This is a genomic window from Flavobacterium terrae, from assembly GCF_900142035.1.
Classification (GTDB): domain Bacteria; phylum Bacteroidota; class Bacteroidia; order Flavobacteriales; family Flavobacteriaceae; genus Flavobacterium; species Flavobacterium terrae.
The window spans coordinates 422668-443779 of record NZ_FQZI01000001.1 but is presented as its reverse complement, the minus strand read 5'-3'; the positions used below and the strand labels follow the sequence as shown (position 1 = coordinate 443779).

The following is a 21112-nucleotide window of genomic DNA, read 5'->3' as shown; positions in this document are numbered from 1 at the left end:
ATAATTCATAACTCATAATTTTTTCTACATTTGTCTCGCTTTAGGGGTGTCTGCAACGCGCAGGCTGAGATTTTACCCTCTGAACCTGATCTAGTTCATACTAGCGTAGGGAAAAGTAAGATGACTTCATAATGTGCATTTACGCACGCATTGTAGCCATTCCTAAAGTATTGTTATATACTAAACCTAAAAGGAATGGAATTAAAAATCAACAACCAAGTCAAACAATTCGAAGCAACAACGCTTAGCGTACAAGATTTACTTGACTTAGAATTTCCTAACAAACAAAACGGAATTGCTTTTGCCATCAATAATTCGGTTATTCCTAAAACCGACTGGGCAACTACTACCCTATCTGAAACTGATGACATTCTAATTATTACTGCCACCCAAGGTGGTTAGTATACAGTCTCAATACTCAGTAATCAAAATTTCAACTAAAAAACTTATAATTCATAACTCATAATTATCATGAATTCCGAAGAAAAAATCTCAAGAAAGCCTTTTCCCAATTCCAAGAAAATCTATATCGATGGTGAAATCCATCCTATCAAAGTCGCAATGCGCGAAATCACATTACACGACACCAAATTGTCAAATGGGGGTGTGGAAAAAAACCCTCCTGTTACCGTTTACGATACTTCAGGACCGTATACTGATCCCAATGCGGAAATTGATGTTAGAAAAGGATTGCCTCGTATCCGCGAACAATGGATTTTAGACCGAAACGATGTAGAAGAATTAACGGAGATCTCTTCTGATTATGGCAAAATGCGTTTAAACGATGAAAGTTTAAATCATCTTCGTTTTGAGTATTTACACAAACCGATGCGTGCTAAAAAAGGAGCCAATGTAACTCAGTTACATTACGCTAAACAAGGTATTATCACTCCGGAAATGGAATACATCGCCATTCGTGAAAACCAACGTATCGAACAATTGGAAACAGCACAAAAAGCAATGCAATGCCAACATGCAGGAAACAGTTTTGGAGCTAATACACCTAAAAGTAAAATCACTCCGGAATTTGTACGCAGTGAAGTAGCTGCCGGTCGCGCCATCATCCCTAATAACATCAACCATCCTGAAAGCGAACCTATGATTGTGGGAAGAAACTTTTTGGTTAAGATTAATGCGAATATTGGGAACAGTGCGGTAACCTCATCCATTGAAGAGGAAGTAGAAAAAGCCGCATGGGCTTGCCGTTGGGGTGCAGACACCATCATGGATTTATCCACAGGCAAAAACATTCACGAAACCCGTGAGTGGATTATCCGAAATTCTCCTGTACCCATTGGAACGGTTCCGATTTACCAGGTATTAGAAAAGGTAAAAGGAATTGCTGAAGATTTAACTTGGGAAATTTTCCGCGATACGTTAATCGAACAAGCCGAACAGGGTGTTTCATACTTTACCATTCACGCCGGAGTATTATTACGCTACATTCATTTAACGGCTAATCGTGTTACCGGAATTGTATCTCGAGGTGGCTCGATTATGGCAAAATGGTGTTTGTTCCATCACAAAGAAAACTTCTTATACACGCATTTCGAAGAAATCTGTGAGATCATGAAACAATATGATGTCGCTTTCTCGTTAGGAGATGGTTTACGTCCTGGTTCGATTGCTGATGCTAATGATGCTGCACAGTTTGCTGAATTAGAAACTTTAGGAGAATTGACCAAAATTGCTTGGAAGCATGATGTACAGGTATTTATTGAAGGCCCAGGTCACGTTCCAATGCACATGATTAAAGAAAACATGGACAAACAATTGGAGCATTGTGCTGAAGCACCATTTTATACTTTGGGGCCATTGACAACTGATATTGCACCAGGTTATGATCACATTACCTCAGCTATTGGAGCTGCTATGATAGGCTGGTACGGCACTGCTATGTTGTGCTATGTAACACCAAAAGAACATTTGGGCTTACCTAACAAAAAAGACGTAAAAGATGGAGTGATCACGTATAAAATTGCTGCACATGCTGCCGATTTGGCCAAAGGTCATCCGGGTGCTCAATACCGCGACAATGCTTTGAGTAAAGCTCGTTTTGAATTCCGATGGGAAGATCAGTTCAATTTGGCTTTGGATCCTGATACAGCAAGGGAATTTCATGATGAAACCTTACCCGCAGACGGAGCTAAAGTTGCTCACTTCTGTTCGATGTGCGGACCAAAATTCTGTTCAATGAAAATCTCACAAGAAATTCGTGATGTGGCTGCCGCAGAAGAAGGCATGAAAGCTAAATCAGAAGAATTCATTGAAACCGGTAAAGAAATTTATGTGTAAATAGACTGATAGATGAAAGACTAAGAGGTGATAGACAACCAGAATTTAGTTCATTATCTATCTGTCTATCATCCATTATCTAGAATTTAAAAAATGATCGTAATCACAAATCCAACGGCTGTTCGTAATGAAATAAGCATCATCCATTCTCTTTTTGAAAATGGATTAGAGTTGTTACATATTCGTAAACCTGACTATTCAGAGGCGGAAATGGTTTCGTTTCTGACAGCCATTGGAAGTGATTCCAGTAAACAATTGGTTTTACACAGTCATCATCATTTAGCAGATTACTTCGGAATAAACCGGTTGCATAGTCCAAAAGATGTAAAAAAGATAGTGAATCCAATTTTTTCAACCTCAACACATTCGATTGCTGAATTCAATGCTTTGGAAGAAAACTATTCCTATGCTTTTTTAAGTCCAGTGTATCCAAGTATTTCAAAACAGGGTTATACATCAACAGAAAATCATTTGGAAGCAATAAAAGAGCGAAGCAATTTCAATACGAAATTAGTTGCTTTGGGTGGTATTTCAGCAGAAAACATAGCAGAAACTTTGAAAAAAGGATTTGATGAGGTAGCACTTTTAGGAACCATTTGGAACAGTACTAATACATTAGAAAATTTTAAAAAATGTCAGCAAATCGTCCATTCGTTTTAAGTATTGCCGGATTTGATCCAACGGGAGGTGCAGGGGTTTTGGCTGATGTAAAAACTTTTGAGCAACATCAAGTGTATGGTTTAGCAATTGTTACTGGAAATACTATTCAAACAGAAGATTCGTTCCATGCAATGCGTTGGGTTGATTTGGATTTTATTCTTAATTCCATTGAAAAACTTTTTAAAGTATATGATATCAAAGCAGTTAAAATTGGTATAATTCCTTCTTTGGATTATCTAAAAAGGATTATTGAAGAAATACGAAAATATTCATCTGAGGTCAAAATTGTTTGGGACACTGTTTTAAAATCAACTACCCAATTTGAATTTGCAAACATCGAAAATCAATCCGTTTTAATTGGAATTTTAAACAAAATTGATCTGATTACGCCTAATTACAATGAAATAGTACAATTCGGAAATAATCAACAATCAGCTGAAGAAGTATCATTACAACTTTCGAAACACTGTGCAGTTTTACTCAAAGGAGGTCATAATTTGGAATCCATAGGAACTGATTATTTGTATAATCATGGTATGATTTTTAAAATAAACCCATATGCAATTTCAGTAGTTCAAAAACACGGTTCAGGTTGTGTGTTATCCTCTGCGATAACTGCTAATCTTGCACTAAACAACGATTTACCCAAATCTTGCCGAAACTCGAAGCTTTACATTGAAAACTTTTTAAACACAAACAACACATTATTAGGATACCATCATGTTTAGCAAATTACAATACATTTCGCAGGGAGAAACTATTTATAGTCAAATTAAAAACATCCATCATGCTTTAGACACAGGTTGTGATTGGATTCAATTACGATTTAAAACCAACAACAAGGAAGAGTTACGTGACTTAGCCGAAGCTTCAAAATTACTTTGTGACACTTATTCGGCAACATTTATAATAAACGACAATCCGTATTTATGTCAAGAAGTTGATGCTGATGGGGTTCATCTGGGCTTAACCGACATGAGTATCAAAGAAGCAAGATTACTTTTGGATGAATTCAAAATCATTGGAGGTACTGCAAACACCTATGAAGATGTTGTACAACGATTTGAAGAGAACTGCGATTACATTGGTCTTGGTCCTTACAAATTCACAACCACTAAACAGAATTTGAGTCCGATACTTGGTTTGGAAGGTTATCAAAGAATATTATCAAAACTAAAAGAAGAAGGCATTCAAATTCCAATTTATGCCATTGGAGGAATCCAACTCGAAGATGTCGAAGATCTAATGAAAACAGGTATTCATGGAATTGCAGTATCAAGTTTAATCACTAATAAATTTCAAGAAAACAACTACTCACAACTAAACACAACATTATATGTCAACTCTTAAAATAGCGGATAAAACATTTACTTCAAGATTATTTCTGGGCACTGGAAAATTTGGTTCCAACAAACAAATGGAAGAAGCAATTCTGGCCTCAGGAAGTGAATTAGTAACTGTTGCATTAAAGCGTGTCGATTTAGAAACCGAAACTGATGCCATTCTTTCACACATTAATCATCCGCACATCAATTTATTACCCAATACATCTGGTGCACGAAATGCTAAAGAAGCTGTTTTTGCTGCACAATTAGCCAGAGAAGCTTTGGAAACCAATTGGCTCAAACTGGAAATACATCCCGATCCTAAGTACCTCCTACCCGACCCAATCGAAACATTAAAAGCTACTGAAGAATTAGCGAAGCTTGGTTTTATTATTCTGCCTTACATTCACGCTGATCCTGTTTTGTGCAAACGCTTGGAAGATGTAGGAACCTCAGCCGTTATGCCATTAGGTTCTCCCATTGGAAGTAATAAAGGATTAAAAACCGAAGATTTCCTAGAGATTATTATTGAGCAAAGTAAAGTTCCTGTGATTGTTGATGCAGGAATTGGAGCGCCTTCACATGCTGCTCGAGCTATGGAAATGGGTGCCGATGCCGTTTTAGTCAATACTGCCGTTGCAGTTGCAGGAAACCCAAAACTTATGGCCGAAGCTTTTAAGGAAGCTGTGATTTCGGGAAGAAAAGCCTACGAAGCACAATTGGCACAAACCGTAAATAAAGCAATCGCATCAAGTCCGCTAACGGCCTTTTTAAATGATTAACGATGAACACTTTTGCATCGGTTTTTGAAAATTACAACTGGGATGAGGTGCAAGCCTTAATTTACAAAACAACTTCAAAAGAAGTCGAGTCAGCATTGGCCAAAAACAAAAGAAATCTCAATGATTTCATGGCATTGATTTCTCCAGCAGCACAATCGTATTTGGAGCAAATGGCACAAATGAGTCATCAATTGACTAAAAAACGTTTCGGAAAAACAATACAAATGTATGCGCCAATGTATTTGAGCAACGAATGTCAAAATATATGTACGTATTGCGGATTCAGTTTGGATAATAAAATAAAACGAAAAACCTTAACGGATTCAGAAATCGAATTGGAAGTAGCTGAACTTAAAAAAGCGGGATTTGACCATGTTTTACTAGTAACAGGCGAAGCCAATTATACCGTAAACATCAATTATTTTCTGAAGGCTGTTGCCCAAATAAAAAATGATTTTGCCAATATTTCAGTGGAAGTTCAACCCCTTTCACAGGAAGAATATGAACAATTACATGAAGCTGGTGTTCATACTGTTTTGGTATATCAAGAAACTTATCACCGAGAAGTATATAAACAATACCATCCAAAAGGAAAGAAATCCAACTTTGACTATCGTTTGGAAACCCCAGACCGAATTGGAAAAGCCGGAATTCATAAAATTGGTTTAGGAGTTTTGTTAGGATTGGAAGACTGGCGAACTGATAGTTTCTTTAATGCTTTACATCTGAATTATTTACAGAAAACCTATTGGCAAAGCAAATATTCAGTTTCCTTTCCACGTTTACGACCAGCTGAAGGCATTATCGAACCCAATTTCATCATGGAAGACCGTGATTTACTCCAATTAATCTGTGCCTACCGATTATGGAATGAAGATTTGGAAATTTCGATTTCAACACGGGAAAATGAAAAGTTTCGAAACAATATCATACCTATTGGTGTTACTTCAATGAGTGCGGGTTCTAAAACCAATCCGGGGGGTTATGCTGTTGATCCACAATCTTTAGAACAATTTGAAACCAGCGATGAACGTTCAGCCAATGAAATTGCACAAATTATTTCTCAAAAAGGATATGAACCCGTTTGGAAAGATTGGGACAGAAGCTACATGATTTCACAACGATAAACATCAATTTTTGATTTTAAAATATGCTAACTATATCTGATATTTTACGTTACGGAAAGCCCATGTTGTTACCTGAAGTAAGTGAAGCGGGACAATTAAAATTAAAAAATGCCAAAGTATTGGTTATTGGTGCTGGTGGCTTGGGTTGTCCTGTTTTACAATATTTAGCAACTTCAGGTGTTGGCACTATTGGAATAGTTGATTTCGACAAAGTTGAACTACACAACTTACACCGCCAAATTCTATATTCAGAAGATAATGTTGGAACTGCTAAAGTTACTGTTGCAAAAGCCGCTTTGGAACGTTTAAATCCACATGGCAATTACATATCGTTTGAAGAAAAGCTGACTTCTGAAAATGCAGAAAAATTGCTTTTACCATTTGATGCAATCGTCGATGGCTGTGATAACTTCACGACGAGGTATTTGGTTAACGACACTTGCGTAAAACTAGAAAAACCTTTAGTCTACGGGAGTATTTTAAAATTTCAGGGGCAAATGGCAGTTTTTAACCACAAAGGTTCCAAAAATCTAAGAGACATATTTCCATTACCTCCAAATCCTGAAGACGTCCCTAATTGCAGTTTAAACGGCGTTTTAGGTACATTGCCTGGGATTATTGGAACTATGATGGGACAAGAAACTTTGAAATTGGTTATGGATTTACCAACATTAGAAAATGAGTTGGTACTTTTCAATACTTTGGATTGGCAATTCAATAAGTTGAAATTTTAAGCATCAATGAACAAAGCATCATGCTTTTCATCTTCGGTAGGTTCGATAACTTCTTCTAAAGAAAAATATCTAAAATTTATATTTATAACATCTGTATTTGGAATTACCAAATAACGACTTGGGATTACATAATAATCAGAGTCCTCAGCATTGTCTTTTTCGAAATAACGACGTATGGGATTGCGTAAATGAATCGCTTCTAAGTCCCCGTTATTATTTACGTAGTAATTAAAATACTCACCAGTATATAATACTGTTTTCCCATTCACTTTACAAAGTACATTAATGATTTTGTCTGTTATCTCTCGGTAATGATCAGGTACATCAGGGAAATCTAAACACTCACCTGTAAATATATAATGCCATTTATTTGAAAATCTAAAATAACGAACTGAAGTGTCTAATTTCATTTTTCGAATAAATTTTCGGAAGAAATAACCCAAAATAAAAGACAAACCAAAAAGGCTAAAGTTGTAAGTAAAAATGGCGTATTTGTACTCTCCTAATTGACGAAAACTTTCTTCGGCTTTATTTGAAGATGTAACACCTAAAATAAGATTTCCTAATTGTTCAAAATCTACATAGTAATTAGTAAGATTTTGTAAAATTGCTATGAAAAGAGTGTGTAATGTAAGTGATGGAATAATTGACCATGTGAGCTCATTCACAAGATTAATATTCGAACTATTAACACTAAGTTTTGAGGAATTATAAGCACTTCTGGCTAGAAATCCTGGTGCCAATATGATAAAAAGCAGTATGGTAGTAAATGCAATATTCACTTTTTATCCCAATTCTCGAACGCGGAAATATTTTTCGCCAATTTTTATTAATTGAGACTCTCCTGTTGCCGAGCTAATTTTATGGGCAATACGTACCAATCCGCTACCAATTTCTGGACTTCTATGAGATAAAGCTTTGTCGGTTTTTGAACTAAAAAATTTTATTAGGCTCATTATCAAAATGAATTACTGTTCAAATATACAATATTTTATATCGTTGTAAATAAATTTTTACTATTTAACAAATATGAATTTACTCAAACAAACATTGTGTATTTTTGTTATATAAAACCATTGCAAATGCACAACAATGATCCACTTCATGGAAAAACGTTAAAAACTATTATTGAAACTTTAGTAGTTTTCTATGGTTTTGATACGCTGGAAGAACTGATTCCTATTAATTGTTTTAAAAGCAATCCATCAATAAAATCAAGCTTGACATTTTTAAGAAAGACCGATTGGGCGAGAAAGAAAGTTGAAGAATTGTATATTAGAACTTTACCAAAGTTAAATCCTTAAAGAAGGATTTCTTAAAATATATAAAAACTCTTCTCTAGGTATTTCATAACATCCTAAACTTGCTAAATGATCATTATACATTTGGCAATCCAACAAGCTATAATTGTTTCTTTTTAAGTACTCAACCAAAGCTGTAAATGCCACTTTTGAAGCATTACTCATATGTGAAAACATACTTTCACCACAAAAAACATGACCCATATCTACACCATACAATCCCCCAACTAATTCATCTTCATGCCAAACTTCTATAGACAGAGCTTTCCCAATTTCATGTAAAAAAGTATAAGCCTCAATCATCTCTTCAGAAATCCATGTTCCATTTTGACCTGGACGATAAATTTGTTGGCAGTTAATCATTACTTCTCTAAAGACTTGGTTAAATGTTACTTTATAAATCCCTTTATTCATAACATTACGCATACTTTTAGATGGTTTGTATTCATTAGGGAATAGAACCATTCTTTCAGGCGGACACCACCATAAAATAGGATCATTGTCGTCAAACCATGGAAATATTCCGTTTTTATATGCCAAAAGCAATCGCTCAGGAGACAAATCTCCTCCAACGGCTAAAACACCTTCCGGAGAAGTTTCTTCGGCTGGCGGAAAATATAATTCTTTGGTTAAAAAGTACATTTAAAAGTTTTGACTTATCAAATTGGGTAAAAAAACAAATGTCACACCTCGACAAGCTTAGTATGACATTTAAAATATTTAAATTCTAAAATCTATAATCAGAAATTAGAATGGAAGATCGTCGTGCTCTTCTTCATTAAAACTTGGAGCTGGTTCAAAAGCTTGAGCTGCTGGCATTGCCGGCATATCCTGTCCTGCAGGTGCTGCTTGCTGTAAACGCTCGATTCTCCAACCTTGTATAGAGTTAAAATATTTTGTTTCTCCTTGAGGGTTAGTCCATTCGCGACCTCTTAGATTAATAGAAACTTTTACTTGTTCACCCACTTGGAAGTTGTTCAAATCATCCACCTTTGCCTGAGTAAATTCAATCATAATGTGTTGAGGATACTGCTCATCTGTAGTAACCACTAACTCTCTTTTTTTGAACGATGCGCTAACCTCTTGTGTAGGGTTAATCACCTTAATTCTTCCTGTAACTTCCATGATAACTTTAATTTATTGCTTTGCTAACAATACTTTCCAAGCAGAAAGTATGTCTTGTTTTTCTAAATACTCCTTAGCCAATTGGTTGACTTTCAAACGATCATCGGCACTTAAAACTGCTTTCACAGTAAAATTTTCTTGGACAAATATAGCAATTTCTTCCTCGGTAGGCAATGCTTCTATATTTCCTAACATCCCTAAATCGTTACCCGTAAAAAAGTTGTCTTTTTTAATAGCATCTGGAATCGAATCGACACCAATTCCTAATGTGACTAAAGGTTTTGGTACTTCAAACAATCCCATATTTGAACGTGAATACCAATTCCCGCCTAATCGAGATACCAAATCAATTTTATATTGATCAATACCTCCTGCTTCACTTAAAACCTCTTCTTTAATATGAACTTTTACAATTTCACAAATTACTAAATTTCCAGCACCTCCTTCTGTTCCTAAAGCGATTACATCATTAACTTTACACTCAAACTGTACTGGAGATTCTGCTACTCGAAATGGTTTTACTAAATCTGAAGCTACAGCAGTAAGCCCAGCTTTTTCAAATTCATTTACACCATCTCCATACTCTGTACTTGATAAAGAAGTTTGCTGTACTATATCATAATTCACGACATTTATAACTACTTCTTTAGTGGCCAAAACATTTTCCAAAGTGTGTTTTGTAGTATTATCACGAACACGTCTTGAAGGTGAAAAAACTAAAATAGGTGGGTTGGCACTAAAAATGTTAAAAAAACTAAACGGAGATAAGTTTGGTACTCCTTCTTCGTTAATAGTACTAGCAAAAGCAATGGGTCTTGGAGCAATAGCACCTTGCAAATACATTTGCAATTGAGCCGTTGGCAATTCAGACGGTTGGAAACTTTTCATTTTTTAAATCGTTTAAAGCAAAAGTAATAAATAGAAATGTTTTTAAAGCATGATTGTTAAACTGATATTTTAGATTTTACTATATTTAACCACACTTTTTATTTTTATGAATTTTTCAGAAAAAAACACCACAACACGTTGGGTTATAGTCATAATATCTTTTCTAATCACAGTTTTGATATTATGGAATACTTATACCTTTTTTCAAATTTTTAAAAATGAAGAGCGTTTAAAAATGGAACTTTGGGCAACTGCTCAGAAAACTCTACAAAATGCAGGACAAGATTCTGATGTTGATTTACCTTTTCAAATCATTTCAAACAACACCACGATTCCCTTACTTTTAGCAGATAAAAACGACAGTATTTTACAAACTAAAAATATTGACGAAAAAATACTGCACAATTCAAAAAAAGCTCAAAGTCTATTAAAATCATTTAAAAATGCTGGTAACCGTATAGAAATTGAATATGTAAAAGGGAAATTTCAATATTTATATTACGGAAATTCTCCATTACTAAACACGCTTAAGTACTACCCCATTGCTTTGTTGCTTATTATTTTCCTATTTGGCGCATTAGTTTACAATTATTATAAAGCATCAAAAGTTTCAGTACAAAATAAGCTTTGGGCTGGAATGGCAAAAGAAACCGCCCATCAAATTGGGACTCCATTATCATCTCTCATAGGATGGGTTGAAATCATGAAAGCTGATAATATAGATTCAACCATGGTTGTAGAAATAGAAAAAGACATTACTCGACTTCAAAACATCACTGACCGTTTTTCTAAAATAGGCTCTGAACCAATCTTAGAGGTAAAAGATTTGATCACCGAAACTAAAAACGCCTACAACTATTTAGAGTCGCGTTTTGAAGGCCAAGTAGATTTTACTTTTAGTGCACCCGAAAAAGAAATATTTGTAAAACTGAATCCTACTCTTCACGGATGGACTATAGAAAATTTGGTTAAAAATGCAATTGATGCCATGAGAGGTCGTGGGTCGATATTTATTACCATTGAAGAAGAATTTGGCAATGCCAAAATAAAAGTAACAGATACTGGAAAAGGGATTCCTAAAAACTTATTTAATACTATTTTTGATCCTGGTTTTACAACCAAAAAGAGAGGATGGGGTCTTGGACTTTCACTTACCAGAAGAATAGTGGAAGAATACCACAAAGGGAAAATTAAAGTCCTTAATTCTGAAATAAATAAAGGAACAACATTTCAAATTAGTTACAAAAAATGCGTTTAAGTTATTGGGAAATAAAAAATTGGTTTACCAATGTAGATTATACAATCGTTGGTAGTGGAATCGTTGGATTACACACAGCGTTAAGGTTGCGTGAGCGTTTTCCAGAAAGTACAATTTTAGTGCTAGAGAAAGGAATGTTACCCGAAGGTGCCAGCACAAAAAATGCTGGTTTTGCCTGTTTTGGATCTTTATCTGAAATTATTGATGATTTAAAAACACATTCTGAGGAAGAAGTAATAGAGCTAGTAAAAAAACGCTGGTCTGGTTTACAATTACTACGTAAAAATTTAGGGGATCAAGCTATTGATTTGAAACCTCACGGAGGGTATGAATTGTTTCTTGAAAATGATGAAACCACATATAGTGAATGTTTACAAAAACTTCCTTTTATCAATGACATTCTAAGACCTTTGTTTAAAACCGATGTTTTTGAAAAAAACGTAGATAGATTTGGTTTTGCAAACATAAAAGAATACACCATTTTCAATCCGTTTGAAGCCCAAATAGATACAGGAAATATGATGCAGGCACTTTTAAAAGAAGTCTATTCAAAAAACATCATGATTCTAAACAATCAAAGGGTTAAACAATTTTCTGATGCAGGAAATGGCGTTGAGGTAGAACTGAATGATTATACATTTAAAACCAAAAAGTTACTATTTGCAACCAATGGTTTTGCTCAAGAGTTAACTCAGGGCGAAGTAAAACCTGCGCGTGCTCAAGTTGTAATTACAGAACCCATTCCTGATTTAGACATCAAAGGAACTTTTCATTTAGACAAAGGATACTATTATTTTAGAAACATAAACAACCGAATTCTTTTGGGCGGAGGCAGAAATCTTGATTTTGAAGGAGAAACCACAACAAGTCTTGATCAATCAGAATTGATTCAGAAAAAACTAGAAGAAATCCTATCAACCGTAATATTACCCAACACTCCTCATCAAATTGCTCACAGATGGAGCGGCATTATGGGTGTTGGCTCACATAAAAAACCAATTGTGAAACAACTATCTCCTAACGTATATTGTGGCGTTCGTATGGGGGGCATGGGTGTCGCAATAGGAAGTTTAATAGGACAAGAATTAGCAGATTTACTATAATGGCAGCAAAAAAAAAAACTACACCTACAAAAAACAATTCTAAACCAACTAAAAAGAAGGAAAACTTAACCTTTTGGGGTAAAGTAAAAAAGTTCTTGTTTAAACTTTTTATCTGGTTTAATGTTATCTCAATTGCCTTAGTTATTTTATTCAAATTTGTTCCAGTTCCTTTTACACCCTTGATGATTGTGAGAGCTTTTGAACATAAAGCTGATGGAAAAGAAATGGTTTGTAGCCACGATTGGGTGCCTTTAGAAGATATTTCAATGAATTTACAAAAAGCGGTAGTCGCTAGTGAAGATGGCATGTTTATGAAGCACAATGGTTTCGATTTTTCGGCGATGAACAAGGCTATGAATAGCAACCTTAAAGGAAAAAAATTAAAAGGCGGAAGTACCATCTCCCAACAAACAGCAAAAAATGTGTTTTTATGGCAAGGCCGAAGTTATTTTCGTAAAGCGTTAGAAGCCTATTATACTGTACTTATTGAATTGATTTGGGGCAAAAAACGCATCATGGAAGTATATCTAAACAGTATTGAAATGGGCGATGGTGTTTATGGTGCCGAAGCGGCAAGCCGTCATTGGTTTCATAAAAGCGCTAAGAATTTAACCAAATACGAAGCGGCTTCTATTGCAGCTATTTTACCAAGTCCTAGAAAATACAAAGCCATTAACTCATCTTCTTACGTTGAGCGACGAAAAAGCAAAACCTTGCGTGTGATGCGTCATGTAGGGAAATTGAATTATTGATTTTATGGAAAACAAAATAAACATACAAAATCCTTGCAGTGAAAATTGGAATTCTATGTCGCCAAATAAAAAAGGTAAGTTTTGTAATTCTTGTAACAAAACTGTGGTTGATTTCACTAAAATGAAGAATAATGAAATTCAAAAATACTTTGTTGAAAATTCAAACAATGAAAGCATTTGCGGATATTATAAATTTAATCAAGTAGAAAGCGAAAAGAATACTAGATACAATAATTTAAGAAATAATTTTAACCAAATAAAAGTTAAACCAATTAAAATAATGGCGCTGTTTTCGTTGAGTCTTGCTTTTACATTTTCAAGCTGCATTATGGGTAAACGTGCTGAACAAATACCGGAGGAAGAATTAATTGAAAACGACACAAAAAATAAAGTTAATGACCCTACACAAATTATAGTACAGAAAGACTACATACGTGAATTTGAAATGGAAATTAACAATGGTGGATTTAATCAATACTTTATAAATTCTGGTCAAAATTGTTTTGAAGCTTTAAGAGCATTAAAGTACAACAAAAAAGTAGAAACGGCTAAACTCCTTGAAGAAGCAATTAAACTTATTAATCCAAAAAAAAATTCTGAAAAAGAAATCACAGAGAAACTTAAAAACGGAGAAGTTGAAGAACTATATGATGAAAAGATAAGTCTTAAACTTGAAAAGTTAGATACAAAATTTTACAAATATCCTGATGGTAGTTTAACTAAAGAATAAGCTACTTTTAAAACACCTTCAAAAATTGGCTAACTTTTTGATATAGAGTTTTTAAATCAAAACCTATAAATTCTATATCTTATGCGTACACCATTTATCCTGCTTTTTGCAGCCAGTTTGTTTATTTCCTGTAAAGATGTTGATGCAACAGCTGACTATAAAGCTGATGCAATTATGATGCCTGAACTTAAAGCAAAATCTGTTTCTTCAAATAACTATGAAGCAGCTGAAGCAAATCCAACTCAATCTGAAACCAAAATCATTAAAACCGCTGATTTACGCTTTCAAAGTTCAGATTTAGATACTTCTTACGAAAACCTTAAAACGGGTATCACAAAATACAAAGCCATCATTCAAAATGACGAATCAGGTAAAACTGACGAATCAGTGTATCGCAACTTAACCATACGAATTCCGAGCCAAAACTTCGATTCTTTCATTTCTGATATCAGTAAAGGGGTACAACATTTTGATAGAAAAGAGATTTCGCAACAAGATGTTACCGAAGAATATGTAGACACTGAGTCTCGAATGAAATCGAAAAAGAAGCTTGAAGAGCGGTATTTACAATTATTGTCAAAAGCATCTAAGGTTTCTGAAATGCTAGAAATAGAGAAAAAGCTTGCTGAAATTCGCGAAGAAATTGAAGCCAAAGAAGGTCAACTAAAATACATGCAAAATCGTGTTTCAATGAGTACTGTAAACATCCAAATGTACACTTACAATGCTTCAGAAAGTGGCGCTACGGTTTCTTATGGTGGTAAAATTTGGAACTCAATCAAAGAAGGTTTCAACGGTTTGTCCAATTTTATGTTAAGTATCATCAGTATTTGGTCCTTTATTCTTATTTTCGTAGGAGTGTTTATCTTCCTTAAGCGAAGATTCTTCAAGAAAAAAGGATAATTTATGTTGGCTACAATCAAAAAAAGGTACATACTTCCTGCGATAGCTGGTGGTTTTTTATTTGTGGGTGTAAGTTTCAAAGAAGATTTTTTTGAAATTGCTAAGCAAATCGAAATTTTTACAACACTTTTCAAAACGGTTAACATGAATTATGTTGATCAAACTAATCCTGCAAACTTGATGGACAAAGCCATTAAGACCATGCTGGCCGAACTTGATCCTTACACTGTTTATTTTAACGAACAGGATGTGGCTCGTTTTAAAATAAACAACACAGGAGAATATACAGGAATTGGTGCATTAGTATCTAGAAAAGATGGTAAATTAATTATTCGTGAGCCATACAAAAATTATCCAGCAGATAAAGCGGGTCTAAAGGCTGGTGATGAAATTATCCAGATTGGTGATGTGAACCTTACCGATTTTAAAGAAGATGCTTCTCAGTTGCTAAAGGGCAGTAAAAACACTAAAATTGATGTCAAATACAAACGCAACGGTCAAGTAAACTCAGCTCAAATTGTTTTAGAAGAAGTTGATATCAAAGCGGTTCCTTTTTTTGGTAAAACTGATGATAAAACCGGATACATCGTACTTTCTCAATTTAGTGCCAAAGCCTCTTCAGAAACTAAAGATGCCTTAGAAAAACTAAAAGAACAAGGTGCAACTAGAATCATTCTTGATTTGCGAGGAAATCCAGGGGGTTTATTAGGCGAAGCGGTTAATATTTGTAATTTATTTGTTCCAAATGGCGAAACCATTGTAACTACAAAATCAAAAATTCAAAAACACAACAATACTTATAAAACCACTCGCCAACCAATAGACACACAAATTCCTCTAGCGATATTGGTAGATGGTAAAAGTGCTTCGGCTAGTGAAATTGTAGCAGGGGCATTACAAGATTTAGACAGAGCGGTAATTGTAGGTACTAGAAGTTTTGGAAAAGGCTTAGTTCAAAGACCTTTAGATTTAACGTATGGAACGCAGCTTAAAGTAACCATTTCGAGATACTACACTCCTTCGGGCAGATGTATCCAAGCATTAGATTATTCTAAAAGAGATGCTTCAGGAAAAGCGGTTAGAACTGATGCTAAAAACTATAATGCCTTTAAAACTAAAAAAGGAAGAACAGTTTATGATGGTGGAGGAATTATGCCAGATGTTGAGCTTTCAGAAAATAAAACCAATGCTATTGTAGATGCTTTACAACACAATGATGCCATTTTTGATTACGCAACACAATATGTTCAAAAAAACGCTGCATTAAAAGAAATTACAGATGCTGATTATCTTCAATTTAAAGCGTTTTTAAAAACCATAAATTTCTCATTTGATACCAAATCAGATTTATTATTGAAAGACTTTATGAAGGAAGCTAAAAAAGAAAATATTGACGCTTCAATAAAAGTTCAATATGATGCTTTGAGTTCAGCAATTCAAAAAGCCGAAGAATCGCAATTAGACAAATACAAACCTGAAATAATGAAATTGCTTAAAGCAGAAATTATTACGCGCTACCAATACCGCGAAGGTTTGTATGATTATTATCTTAAAAATGATTCGGAAATTAAAAAAGCAACGCAGTTATTAAACAATCAGCCAGAATACAATAAAATTTTGTTGCAGTAATTGTGTTGAGTAGAGTCTAAAAATTAAATTGAAAAGCAAAATATTTTAGCTCTTTTCTGATAATCTAAACATTTAATGATTTAGTTCTCGATACGCTTCGCTACTCGAACTGACGCTGAGATTGTAAACTACGTCAGCTCGAGTAGCCTTGAAAAGGCATATCGAGAGCTATAAATAAAATATGCAAACATCCTATGTTTATATTTTACAATGCTCAGATGACACCTATTATACAGGTGTTACTGAAAATGTATTCAAGAGATTAGAGGAACATCAAATTGGAAAACATTTTGGTTCATATACATTCTATAGACGACCAGTTGAGCTAGTTTTCTATTGCTCTTTCACAAATATTGAAGTGGCCATTGAATTTGAAAAGAAACTTAAAAAGTGGTCAAAGGCTAAAAAATTAGCGTTAATCGAAGGAAGATATGATGATTTACCTAATTTGTCGAAGAAAAAATTTAAAAAATAGTTCTCGATACGCTTCACTACTCGAACTGACGCTGAGATTGTGAGTTCCGTCAGCTTGAGTAGCCTTGAAAAGGCATATCGAGAGCTAATCTCAACAATAACTAAAAATATTGGAGTCCTTCATAAAATAGTTCTTGATGCGCTTCGCTACTCGAACTGACGGACGACACTAAATAACTTAGGTTATTTCTAATTTTTACTGAATTTTCATTTGAATGTGCGGAATATCATCTTCAAGATACATTTCTGATGTTTTTACAAATCCGTGACTTTCGTAGAATTTCTGCAAATACATTTGTGCCGAAATGGTAATTTGCTTTTTGTTGAAATTATCTTCAACTGCCTGAATACCAACTTTCATTAGGTCGTGGCCAAATTTTTTATCACGGTATTTCGGGGAAACTATTACTCTTCCTATTGAAGCTTCATCAAAGTAGTAACCAGCATCAAAAATTCGGCAATAAGCAGCTAAATCTCCGTTATAATATCCTAGAACATGTATTGCTTTCGAATCTTTTCCATCAATATCCTGATAAATGCAGTTTTGCTCCACCACAAAGACTTCAATTCGGAGTTTTAACACTTCGTATAGCTCCTGTGTAGAAAGTGCCTCAAATGGCTTAATTTTAAATTCTATATTCATCAAACAAATAATTTTAGAATACGAAGTTATAAAAAGAAAGGGAAGCTTAAAGCTTCCCTTGTTTTATTCTTTTATTTTAAGCTTCATTCCAGGCTTAATATTTTCGTCTTGTAGATCATTTAACTTTTTGATCTCTGCTACTGTTGTTTGATGTTTTTGAGAAATCATAAACAATGAATCACCTTTTTGAACAACATATGTTTTTAAGTCTTCATATCGACTTTTCTTTTTTACATTTTCAGCAATTACAGGAGTAGAAGCTTTTTCTATCTTCAGTTTGTCTCCAACTTTCACATTTGATGACGTTAGATTATTCCACTCTTTTAAATCATCTACTGAAACATTGTTGTTATTGGCAATACCAATTAAGTTATCTCCTTTTTTAACAACGTATAATGTAGATTCTTTTTCAGTTTCATTAGAAGCAACAATTTCTTCCGAAGCTTTTAATTTTAACTTATCTCCTAATTTGATATTAGAATCTTTTAGATTATTCCATTTTTTTAAATCGGCAACATACAAACGGTATGTTTTTGCGATAGTCGTTAATGTTTCACCTTGTTTTACAACATGCTCTTCTACTTTTGTATCAGCATCAGTTTTAGTTTCTTGTTTTGATGTTTTATCATTTTGTACAATAACTTTATCTTCTTTTGCTATTTGTACTTTACTTGGCTTAGTATTAACCGCTAAATCTGAATTAACTTGAGAAACAATTTTCAACTTTTTACCTAATTGAATATTATTACTTTTCAATTTATTCCATTTTTTTAGCTCTGTAATAGACACATCGTATTTTTCAGCGATGTCTCCTAAAACATCTCCACGTCTTACTGTATGATATTTAATTTTTGTTATTGGTTTTGAAGATGCATTATCTGCAATAGCTTCTTCAACATTTTGTTCAACACCTGTAGAATCTTTTATGATTTTAACTCTTGGTTTTGGAACAAATTGTTTTTCTCTTTTGCCTTCTTCATAATCAACGTAAGCATACATTTTATCTTCATTAGAAGTAAAAACAGCTACTTTATCTTTAGGTAATCGTATAAAATTTGTATGATTCGTCACATAAGGAACCACTTTCATTTTATATGATGGATTTAAAAATTCGATTTGAGAAGTAGGAATATCTAATAAATCAGATAACTGTTTGAAAGACATTTTCTTTTTGATAGCAATAGTATCAGTAGCTAAATGATTTACTATAGCTTTGTTAGGCACTATACCGTGTTCTTTGTGATACTCAAAAATATACATAGTAGCTAAGAAAGCAGGTACATAACCTTGTGTTTCGCGTGGTAAGAATTTTTTAATATTCCAAAAATTTTGATGACCTCCAGAACGACGGATTGCTTTAGATACATTACCTGCACCAGAATTATAAGAAGCTAATACTAGTTCCCAATCTCCAAAGATTCTATACATTCCGCTCATGTAGCGTGCTGCAGCATCACTTGCTTTTAAAGCATCACTTCTTTCATCTAGATAAGAATCAATTTTTAATCCATATTGCTTACCTGTTTGATACATAAATTGCCATAAACCTGTAGCACCTACTCGTGAAACAGCTTTTGAGTTCAAAGCAGATTCTACGATAGCTAAATATTTAATTTCTAATGGAACATTATACTTTGCTAATGCTTCTTCAAACATTGGAAAATAATATTGCGACATTCCCATTAAACGCTCAAAAGAATGTTTACGGTTCTTTAAAAAGTTCTTTACTAAATTCTCAATTTGAGGATTGTATTCGATATTAAATGGCGATTTTTCATCTAATAATCGAAGTCTTTCTTTAAAAAGGTCAGTGGGAAGTTCAAAATCTACAGGGATATCTGGATCAATGTTTTTGATATCTGCATACATTTCATCATATGTTTGCAAATTTGTTACTTCATTTAACCACATACTATCTACACAAGAAGTCATCTCATCGACTATAAAAGTAGTCTTAAGTGAATCAAGGTAAGAAAGTTTTAATACTGGTTTAACTGGAACTTCAGATTCAAAATTATCCTGCGCAGTAATTGATAAAACCGGTAAAATAAATAGCAATGCTAGGTAGTAAATCTTTTTTATCATAAGCTGTGTTTGTAAGTTGTTGGTGTTCACTGATTTGGGATCAGAAATGCAAACATAGAAGCAAATTATTAAAAAAGTGTTAAAAAAAAGTTAAAATACAGATTTTTAACTAAGTATAGCAGCAATTCCAGGTAATGTTTTTCCTTCTAGCATTTCGAGCATTGCCCCGCCACCAGTAGAAACATAACTAACTTTAGGTTCAAAACCGAATTGTTTAACAGCAGCAACACTATCACCTCCACCCACTAAAGAAAAAGCACCATTTTCAGTTGCTTCAGCAATAAAATTACCTAATTCAATAGTACCATTTGCAAAGGTATCCATCTCGAAAACACCTAAGGGGCCGTTCCAAAGAATAGTTTTAGATTCAAGAATAACACTTTTAATTAATTCTAATGATTTAGGACCTACATCAAGACCTTGCCAACCATCAGGTATGGAATTAACCGCAACAATTTGAGTTTCGGCATCATTTGCAAATTTATTAGCCGCTATAACATCATCTGGTAAAAGTATTTTAACACCTTTTGATTTAGCTTTTTCTAAAATTTCTAATGCAAGCTCAAGTTTGTCATCTTCACATAATGAATTACCTATATTTCCTCCAAGTGCTTTAATGAAAGTGAAAGTCATTCCTCCTCCAATAATCATGTTGTCGATTTTATCTAAAACATTTTCAATAACGGTAATTTTTGAAGAAACCTTACTACCTCCTAAAACAGCTGTAACTGGTTTAACACTATTATTAAGAACCTTATTAAGACTTTCTATTTCTTTTGCTAATAACAAACCAAAGCATTTGTTTTCAGGGAAAAACTGAGCAATTATAGTTGTTGAAGCATGAGCTCTATGTGCAGTTCCAAAAGCATCATTAACATAGATATCTCCAAGAGAAGCTAATTGTTTAGAAAACTCAAAATCTCCAGCTTCTTCTTCCTTGTAAAATCTTAAATTTTCAAGAAGAAGAACTTCGCCTGGTTTTAAATTAGCAACAGCATTTTCAGCAATATTACCTATACAATCTGAGGCAAATGTAACTGGTACTCCTAATACTTGAGCAGTTGCGGATACTATATGTCTTAACGAAAACTCATCTTGAATGCCTTTTGGTCTTCCTAAATGAGACATTAAAATAACACTTCCTCCTTCACTAATTATCTTATCTATTGTAGGTTTAGCAGCTTCTATACGAGTTGCATCAGTTACATTAAAATTTTCATCTAATGGTACGTTAAAATCTACTCTAATAATTGCTTTTTTATTGTGAAAATTGAAATTGTTAATGGTTTTCATTTAAG

General features: G+C 33.9%; 24 protein-coding genes and 1 riboswitch. Of the genes, 16 read left to right on the top strand and 8 right to left on the bottom strand.

From position 1 onward, the window contains the following. Window positions 1-32 precede the first annotated feature (32 nt). Window positions 33-129, top strand: a riboswitch (TPP riboswitch). Between the two features lie 66 nt (window positions 130-195). The 8 genes from thiS to BUC09_RS01970 all read left to right on the top strand — a co-directional run bounded on the left by thiS (window position 196) and on the right by BUC09_RS01970 (window position 6923). Next, window positions 196-402, top strand: coding sequence for a sulfur carrier protein ThiS (gene thiS, locus BUC09_RS02005; RefSeq protein WP_073308181.1), 207 nt, complete (start codon window positions 196-198; stop codon window positions 400-402). Between the two features lie 69 nt (window positions 403-471). Next, window positions 472-2295, top strand: coding sequence for a phosphomethylpyrimidine synthase ThiC (gene thiC / locus BUC09_RS02000; RefSeq protein WP_073308179.1), 1824 nt, complete (start codon window positions 472-474; stop codon window positions 2293-2295). A gap of 93 nt (window positions 2296-2388) precedes the next feature. After that, entirely contained in the window at window positions 2389-2955 is a 567-nt protein-coding gene (locus BUC09_RS01995; RefSeq protein ID WP_073308177.1) for a thiamine phosphate synthase, read from the top strand. After that, window positions 2928-3683 (top strand): hydroxymethylpyrimidine/phosphomethylpyrimidine kinase, encoded by a 756-nt coding sequence (locus BUC09_RS01990; protein ID WP_073308175.1) that lies wholly within the window; start codon window positions 2928-2930, stop codon window positions 3681-3683. Before BUC09_RS01995 ends, BUC09_RS01990 begins: the two co-directional genes overlap by 28 nt. Then, complete coding sequence (locus BUC09_RS01985; RefSeq protein WP_073308173.1) at window positions 3676-4305, top strand: thiamine phosphate synthase; 630 nt, start codon at window positions 3676-3678, stop codon at window positions 4303-4305. Before BUC09_RS01990 ends, BUC09_RS01985 begins: the two co-directional genes overlap by 8 nt. Then, window positions 4292-5062, top strand: coding sequence for a thiazole synthase (locus BUC09_RS01980; RefSeq protein WP_073308171.1), 771 nt, complete (start codon window positions 4292-4294; stop codon window positions 5060-5062). Before BUC09_RS01985 ends, BUC09_RS01980 begins: the two co-directional genes overlap by 14 nt. A 2-nt stretch (window positions 5063-5064) precedes the next feature. Then, window positions 5065-6189 carry a 2-iminoacetate synthase ThiH gene (gene thiH, locus BUC09_RS01975; protein ID WP_073308169.1) on the top strand — a complete coding sequence of 375 codons (1125 nt, stop codon included), beginning with the start codon at window positions 5065-5067 and terminating at the stop codon, window positions 6187-6189. A gap of 23 nt (window positions 6190-6212) precedes the next feature. Further along, window positions 6213-6923: a HesA/MoeB/ThiF family protein gene (locus BUC09_RS01970; protein ID WP_073308167.1), complete on the top strand. Its 711-nt coding sequence runs from the start codon at window positions 6213-6215 to the stop codon at window positions 6921-6923. Here BUC09_RS01970 and BUC09_RS01965 read toward each other — a convergent pair. After that, window positions 6920-7705, bottom strand: a complete 786-nt coding sequence (locus tag BUC09_RS01965; protein WP_073308165.1) for a hypothetical protein — start codon at window positions 7703-7705, stop codon at window positions 6920-6922. The genes BUC09_RS01970 and BUC09_RS01965 overlap by 4 nt on opposite strands. A 3-nt stretch (window positions 7706-7708) precedes the next feature. Then, window positions 7709-7879 (bottom strand): hypothetical protein, encoded by a 171-nt coding sequence (locus tag BUC09_RS14725; RefSeq protein WP_159432926.1) that lies wholly within the window; start codon window positions 7877-7879, stop codon window positions 7709-7711. A gap of 126 nt (window positions 7880-8005) precedes the next feature. Here BUC09_RS14725 and BUC09_RS01960 point away from each other — a divergent pair, with 126 nt between their 5' ends. Then, window positions 8006-8227 (top strand): VF530 family protein, encoded by a 222-nt coding sequence (locus BUC09_RS01960; protein WP_073308163.1) that lies wholly within the window; start codon window positions 8006-8008, stop codon window positions 8225-8227. Here the strand turns inward: BUC09_RS01960 and aat are convergent. The 3 genes from aat to BUC09_RS01945 all read right to left on the bottom strand — a co-directional run bounded on the left by aat (window position 8216) and on the right by BUC09_RS01945 (window position 10237). Continuing rightward, complete coding sequence (aat, locus tag BUC09_RS01955; RefSeq protein WP_073308161.1) at window positions 8216-8866, bottom strand: leucyl/phenylalanyl-tRNA--protein transferase; 651 nt, start codon at window positions 8864-8866, stop codon at window positions 8216-8218. The genes BUC09_RS01960 and aat overlap by 12 nt on opposite strands. 105 nt (window positions 8867-8971) lie before the next feature. Next, entirely contained in the window at window positions 8972-9349 is a 378-nt protein-coding gene (locus BUC09_RS01950) for a DUF3127 domain-containing protein (RefSeq protein WP_073308159.1), read from the bottom strand. Window positions 9350-9361: 12 nt separating this feature from the next. Beyond that, a complete protein-coding gene (locus BUC09_RS01945) occupies window positions 9362-10237 on the bottom strand; it encodes a flavin reductase family protein (RefSeq protein WP_073308158.1) in 876 nt (291 codons plus the stop codon). A 106-nt stretch (window positions 10238-10343) separates the two neighbouring features. On the opposite strand from BUC09_RS01945, the gene BUC09_RS01940 reads away from it, so the two are divergent. The 7 genes from BUC09_RS01940 (at window position 10344) to BUC09_RS01910 (ending at window position 17087) form a co-directional block, all read left to right on the top strand. Next, window positions 10344-11495 (top strand): sensor histidine kinase, encoded by a 1152-nt coding sequence (locus BUC09_RS01940; RefSeq protein WP_073308156.1) that lies wholly within the window; start codon window positions 10344-10346, stop codon window positions 11493-11495. Continuing rightward, window positions 11486-12598 (top strand): NAD(P)/FAD-dependent oxidoreductase, encoded by a 1113-nt coding sequence (locus BUC09_RS01935; RefSeq protein WP_073308154.1) that lies wholly within the window; start codon window positions 11486-11488, stop codon window positions 12596-12598. Before BUC09_RS01940 ends, BUC09_RS01935 begins: the two co-directional genes overlap by 10 nt. Continuing rightward, window positions 12598-13350, top strand: a complete 753-nt coding sequence (gene mtgA / locus BUC09_RS01930; RefSeq protein ID WP_073308152.1) for a monofunctional biosynthetic peptidoglycan transglycosylase — start codon at window positions 12598-12600, stop codon at window positions 13348-13350. The genes BUC09_RS01935 and mtgA overlap by 1 nt, the downstream gene beginning before the upstream one ends. Window positions 13351-13354: 4 nt before the next feature. After that, window positions 13355-14080: a DMP19 family protein gene (locus BUC09_RS01925; protein WP_073308150.1), complete on the top strand. Its 726-nt coding sequence runs from the start codon at window positions 13355-13357 to the stop codon at window positions 14078-14080. Window positions 14081-14161: 81 nt separating this feature from the next. After that, window positions 14162-14983, top strand: a complete 822-nt coding sequence (locus tag BUC09_RS01920; RefSeq protein ID WP_073308148.1) for a DUF4349 domain-containing protein — start codon at window positions 14162-14164, stop codon at window positions 14981-14983. Between the two features lie 3 nt (window positions 14984-14986). Next, window positions 14987-16612: a S41 family peptidase gene (locus tag BUC09_RS01915; protein WP_073308147.1), complete on the top strand. Its 1626-nt coding sequence runs from the start codon at window positions 14987-14989 to the stop codon at window positions 16610-16612. A gap of 181 nt (window positions 16613-16793) precedes the next feature. Next, complete coding sequence (locus tag BUC09_RS01910) at window positions 16794-17087, top strand: GIY-YIG nuclease family protein (RefSeq protein WP_073308145.1); 294 nt, start codon at window positions 16794-16796, stop codon at window positions 17085-17087. A gap of 195 nt (window positions 17088-17282) precedes the next feature. On the opposite strand, the gene BUC09_RS01905 is transcribed toward BUC09_RS01910, so the two are convergent. From BUC09_RS01905 to BUC09_RS01895, 3 genes are all read right to left on the bottom strand, one after another. Then, window positions 17283-17729 carry a GNAT family N-acetyltransferase gene (locus tag BUC09_RS01905; protein WP_073308143.1) on the bottom strand — a complete coding sequence of 149 codons (447 nt, stop codon included), beginning with the start codon at window positions 17727-17729 and terminating at the stop codon, window positions 17283-17285. A gap of 63 nt (window positions 17730-17792) precedes the next feature. Beyond that, the gene (locus tag BUC09_RS01900) at window positions 17793-19814 is read right to left on the bottom strand and encodes a LysM peptidoglycan-binding domain-containing protein (RefSeq protein WP_073309014.1); all 2022 of its coding nucleotides are present in this window, start codon (window positions 19812-19814) and stop codon (window positions 17793-17795) included. A 105-nt stretch (window positions 19815-19919) separates the two neighbouring features. Further along, on the bottom strand, window positions 19920-21107 hold the full coding sequence (locus BUC09_RS01895) for a phosphoglycerate kinase (protein WP_073308141.1): 1188 nt from the start codon (window positions 21105-21107) through the stop codon (window positions 19920-19922). Window positions 21108-21112: the final 5 nt, after the last annotated feature.

Bases quoted from the DNA above. Each gene is read 5' to 3' on its own strand.
- BUC09_RS01935 (WP_073308154.1), top strand. From the start codon at position 11,486: ATGCGTTTAAGTTATTGGGAAATAAAAAATTGGTTTACCAATGTAGAT.
- thiC (WP_073308179.1), top strand. From the start codon at position 472: ATGAATTCCGAAGAAAAAATCTCAAGAAAGCCTTTTCCCAATTCCAAG.
- BUC09_RS01940 (WP_073308156.1), top strand. From the start codon at position 10,344: ATGAATTTTTCAGAAAAAAACACCACAACACGTTGGGTTATAGTCATA.
- BUC09_RS01995 (WP_073308177.1), top strand. From the start codon at position 2,389: ATGATCGTAATCACAAATCCAACGGCTGTTCGTAATGAAATAAGCATC.
- BUC09_RS01950 (WP_073308159.1), bottom strand. From the start codon at position 9,349: ATGGAAGTTACAGGAAGAATTAAGGTGATTAACCCTACACAAGAGGTT.
- thiH (WP_073308169.1), top strand. From the start codon at position 5,065: ATGAACACTTTTGCATCGGTTTTTGAAAATTACAACTGGGATGAGGTG.
- BUC09_RS01920 (WP_073308148.1), top strand. From the start codon at position 14,162: ATGCGTACACCATTTATCCTGCTTTTTGCAGCCAGTTTGTTTATTTCC.
- BUC09_RS01895 (WP_073308141.1), bottom strand. From the start codon at position 21,107: ATGAAAACCATTAACAATTTCAATTTTCACAATAAAAAAGCAATTATT.
- BUC09_RS01990 (WP_073308175.1), top strand. From the start codon at position 2,928: ATGTCAGCAAATCGTCCATTCGTTTTAAGTATTGCCGGATTTGATCCA.
- BUC09_RS01960 (WP_073308163.1), top strand. From the start codon at position 8,006: ATGCACAACAATGATCCACTTCATGGAAAAACGTTAAAAACTATTATT.
- BUC09_RS01925 (WP_073308150.1), top strand. From the start codon at position 13,355: ATGGAAAACAAAATAAACATACAAAATCCTTGCAGTGAAAATTGGAAT.
- BUC09_RS01980 (WP_073308171.1), top strand. From the start codon at position 4,292: ATGTCAACTCTTAAAATAGCGGATAAAACATTTACTTCAAGATTATTT.
- BUC09_RS01900 (WP_073309014.1), bottom strand. From the start codon at position 19,814: ATGATAAAAAAGATTTACTACCTAGCATTGCTATTTATTTTACCGGTT.
- BUC09_RS01905 (WP_073308143.1), bottom strand. From the start codon at position 17,729: ATGAATATAGAATTTAAAATTAAGCCATTTGAGGCACTTTCTACACAG.
- BUC09_RS01985 (WP_073308173.1), top strand. From the start codon at position 3,676: ATGTTTAGCAAATTACAATACATTTCGCAGGGAGAAACTATTTATAGT.
- BUC09_RS01970 (WP_073308167.1), top strand. From the start codon at position 6,213: ATGCTAACTATATCTGATATTTTACGTTACGGAAAGCCCATGTTGTTA.
- BUC09_RS14725 (WP_159432926.1), bottom strand. From the start codon at position 7,879: ATGAGCCTAATAAAATTTTTTAGTTCAAAAACCGACAAAGCTTTATCT.
- BUC09_RS01910 (WP_073308145.1), top strand. From the start codon at position 16,794: ATGCAAACATCCTATGTTTATATTTTACAATGCTCAGATGACACCTAT.
- BUC09_RS01915 (WP_073308147.1), top strand. From the start codon at position 14,987: ATGTTGGCTACAATCAAAAAAAGGTACATACTTCCTGCGATAGCTGGT.
- BUC09_RS01945 (WP_073308158.1), bottom strand. From the start codon at position 10,237: ATGAAAAGTTTCCAACCGTCTGAATTGCCAACGGCTCAATTGCAAATG.
- mtgA (WP_073308152.1), top strand. From the start codon at position 12,598: ATGGCAGCAAAAAAAAAAACTACACCTACAAAAAACAATTCTAAACCA.
- thiS (WP_073308181.1), top strand. From the start codon at position 196: ATGGAATTAAAAATCAACAACCAAGTCAAACAATTCGAAGCAACAACG.
- aat (WP_073308161.1), bottom strand. From the start codon at position 8,866: ATGTACTTTTTAACCAAAGAATTATATTTTCCGCCAGCCGAAGAAACT.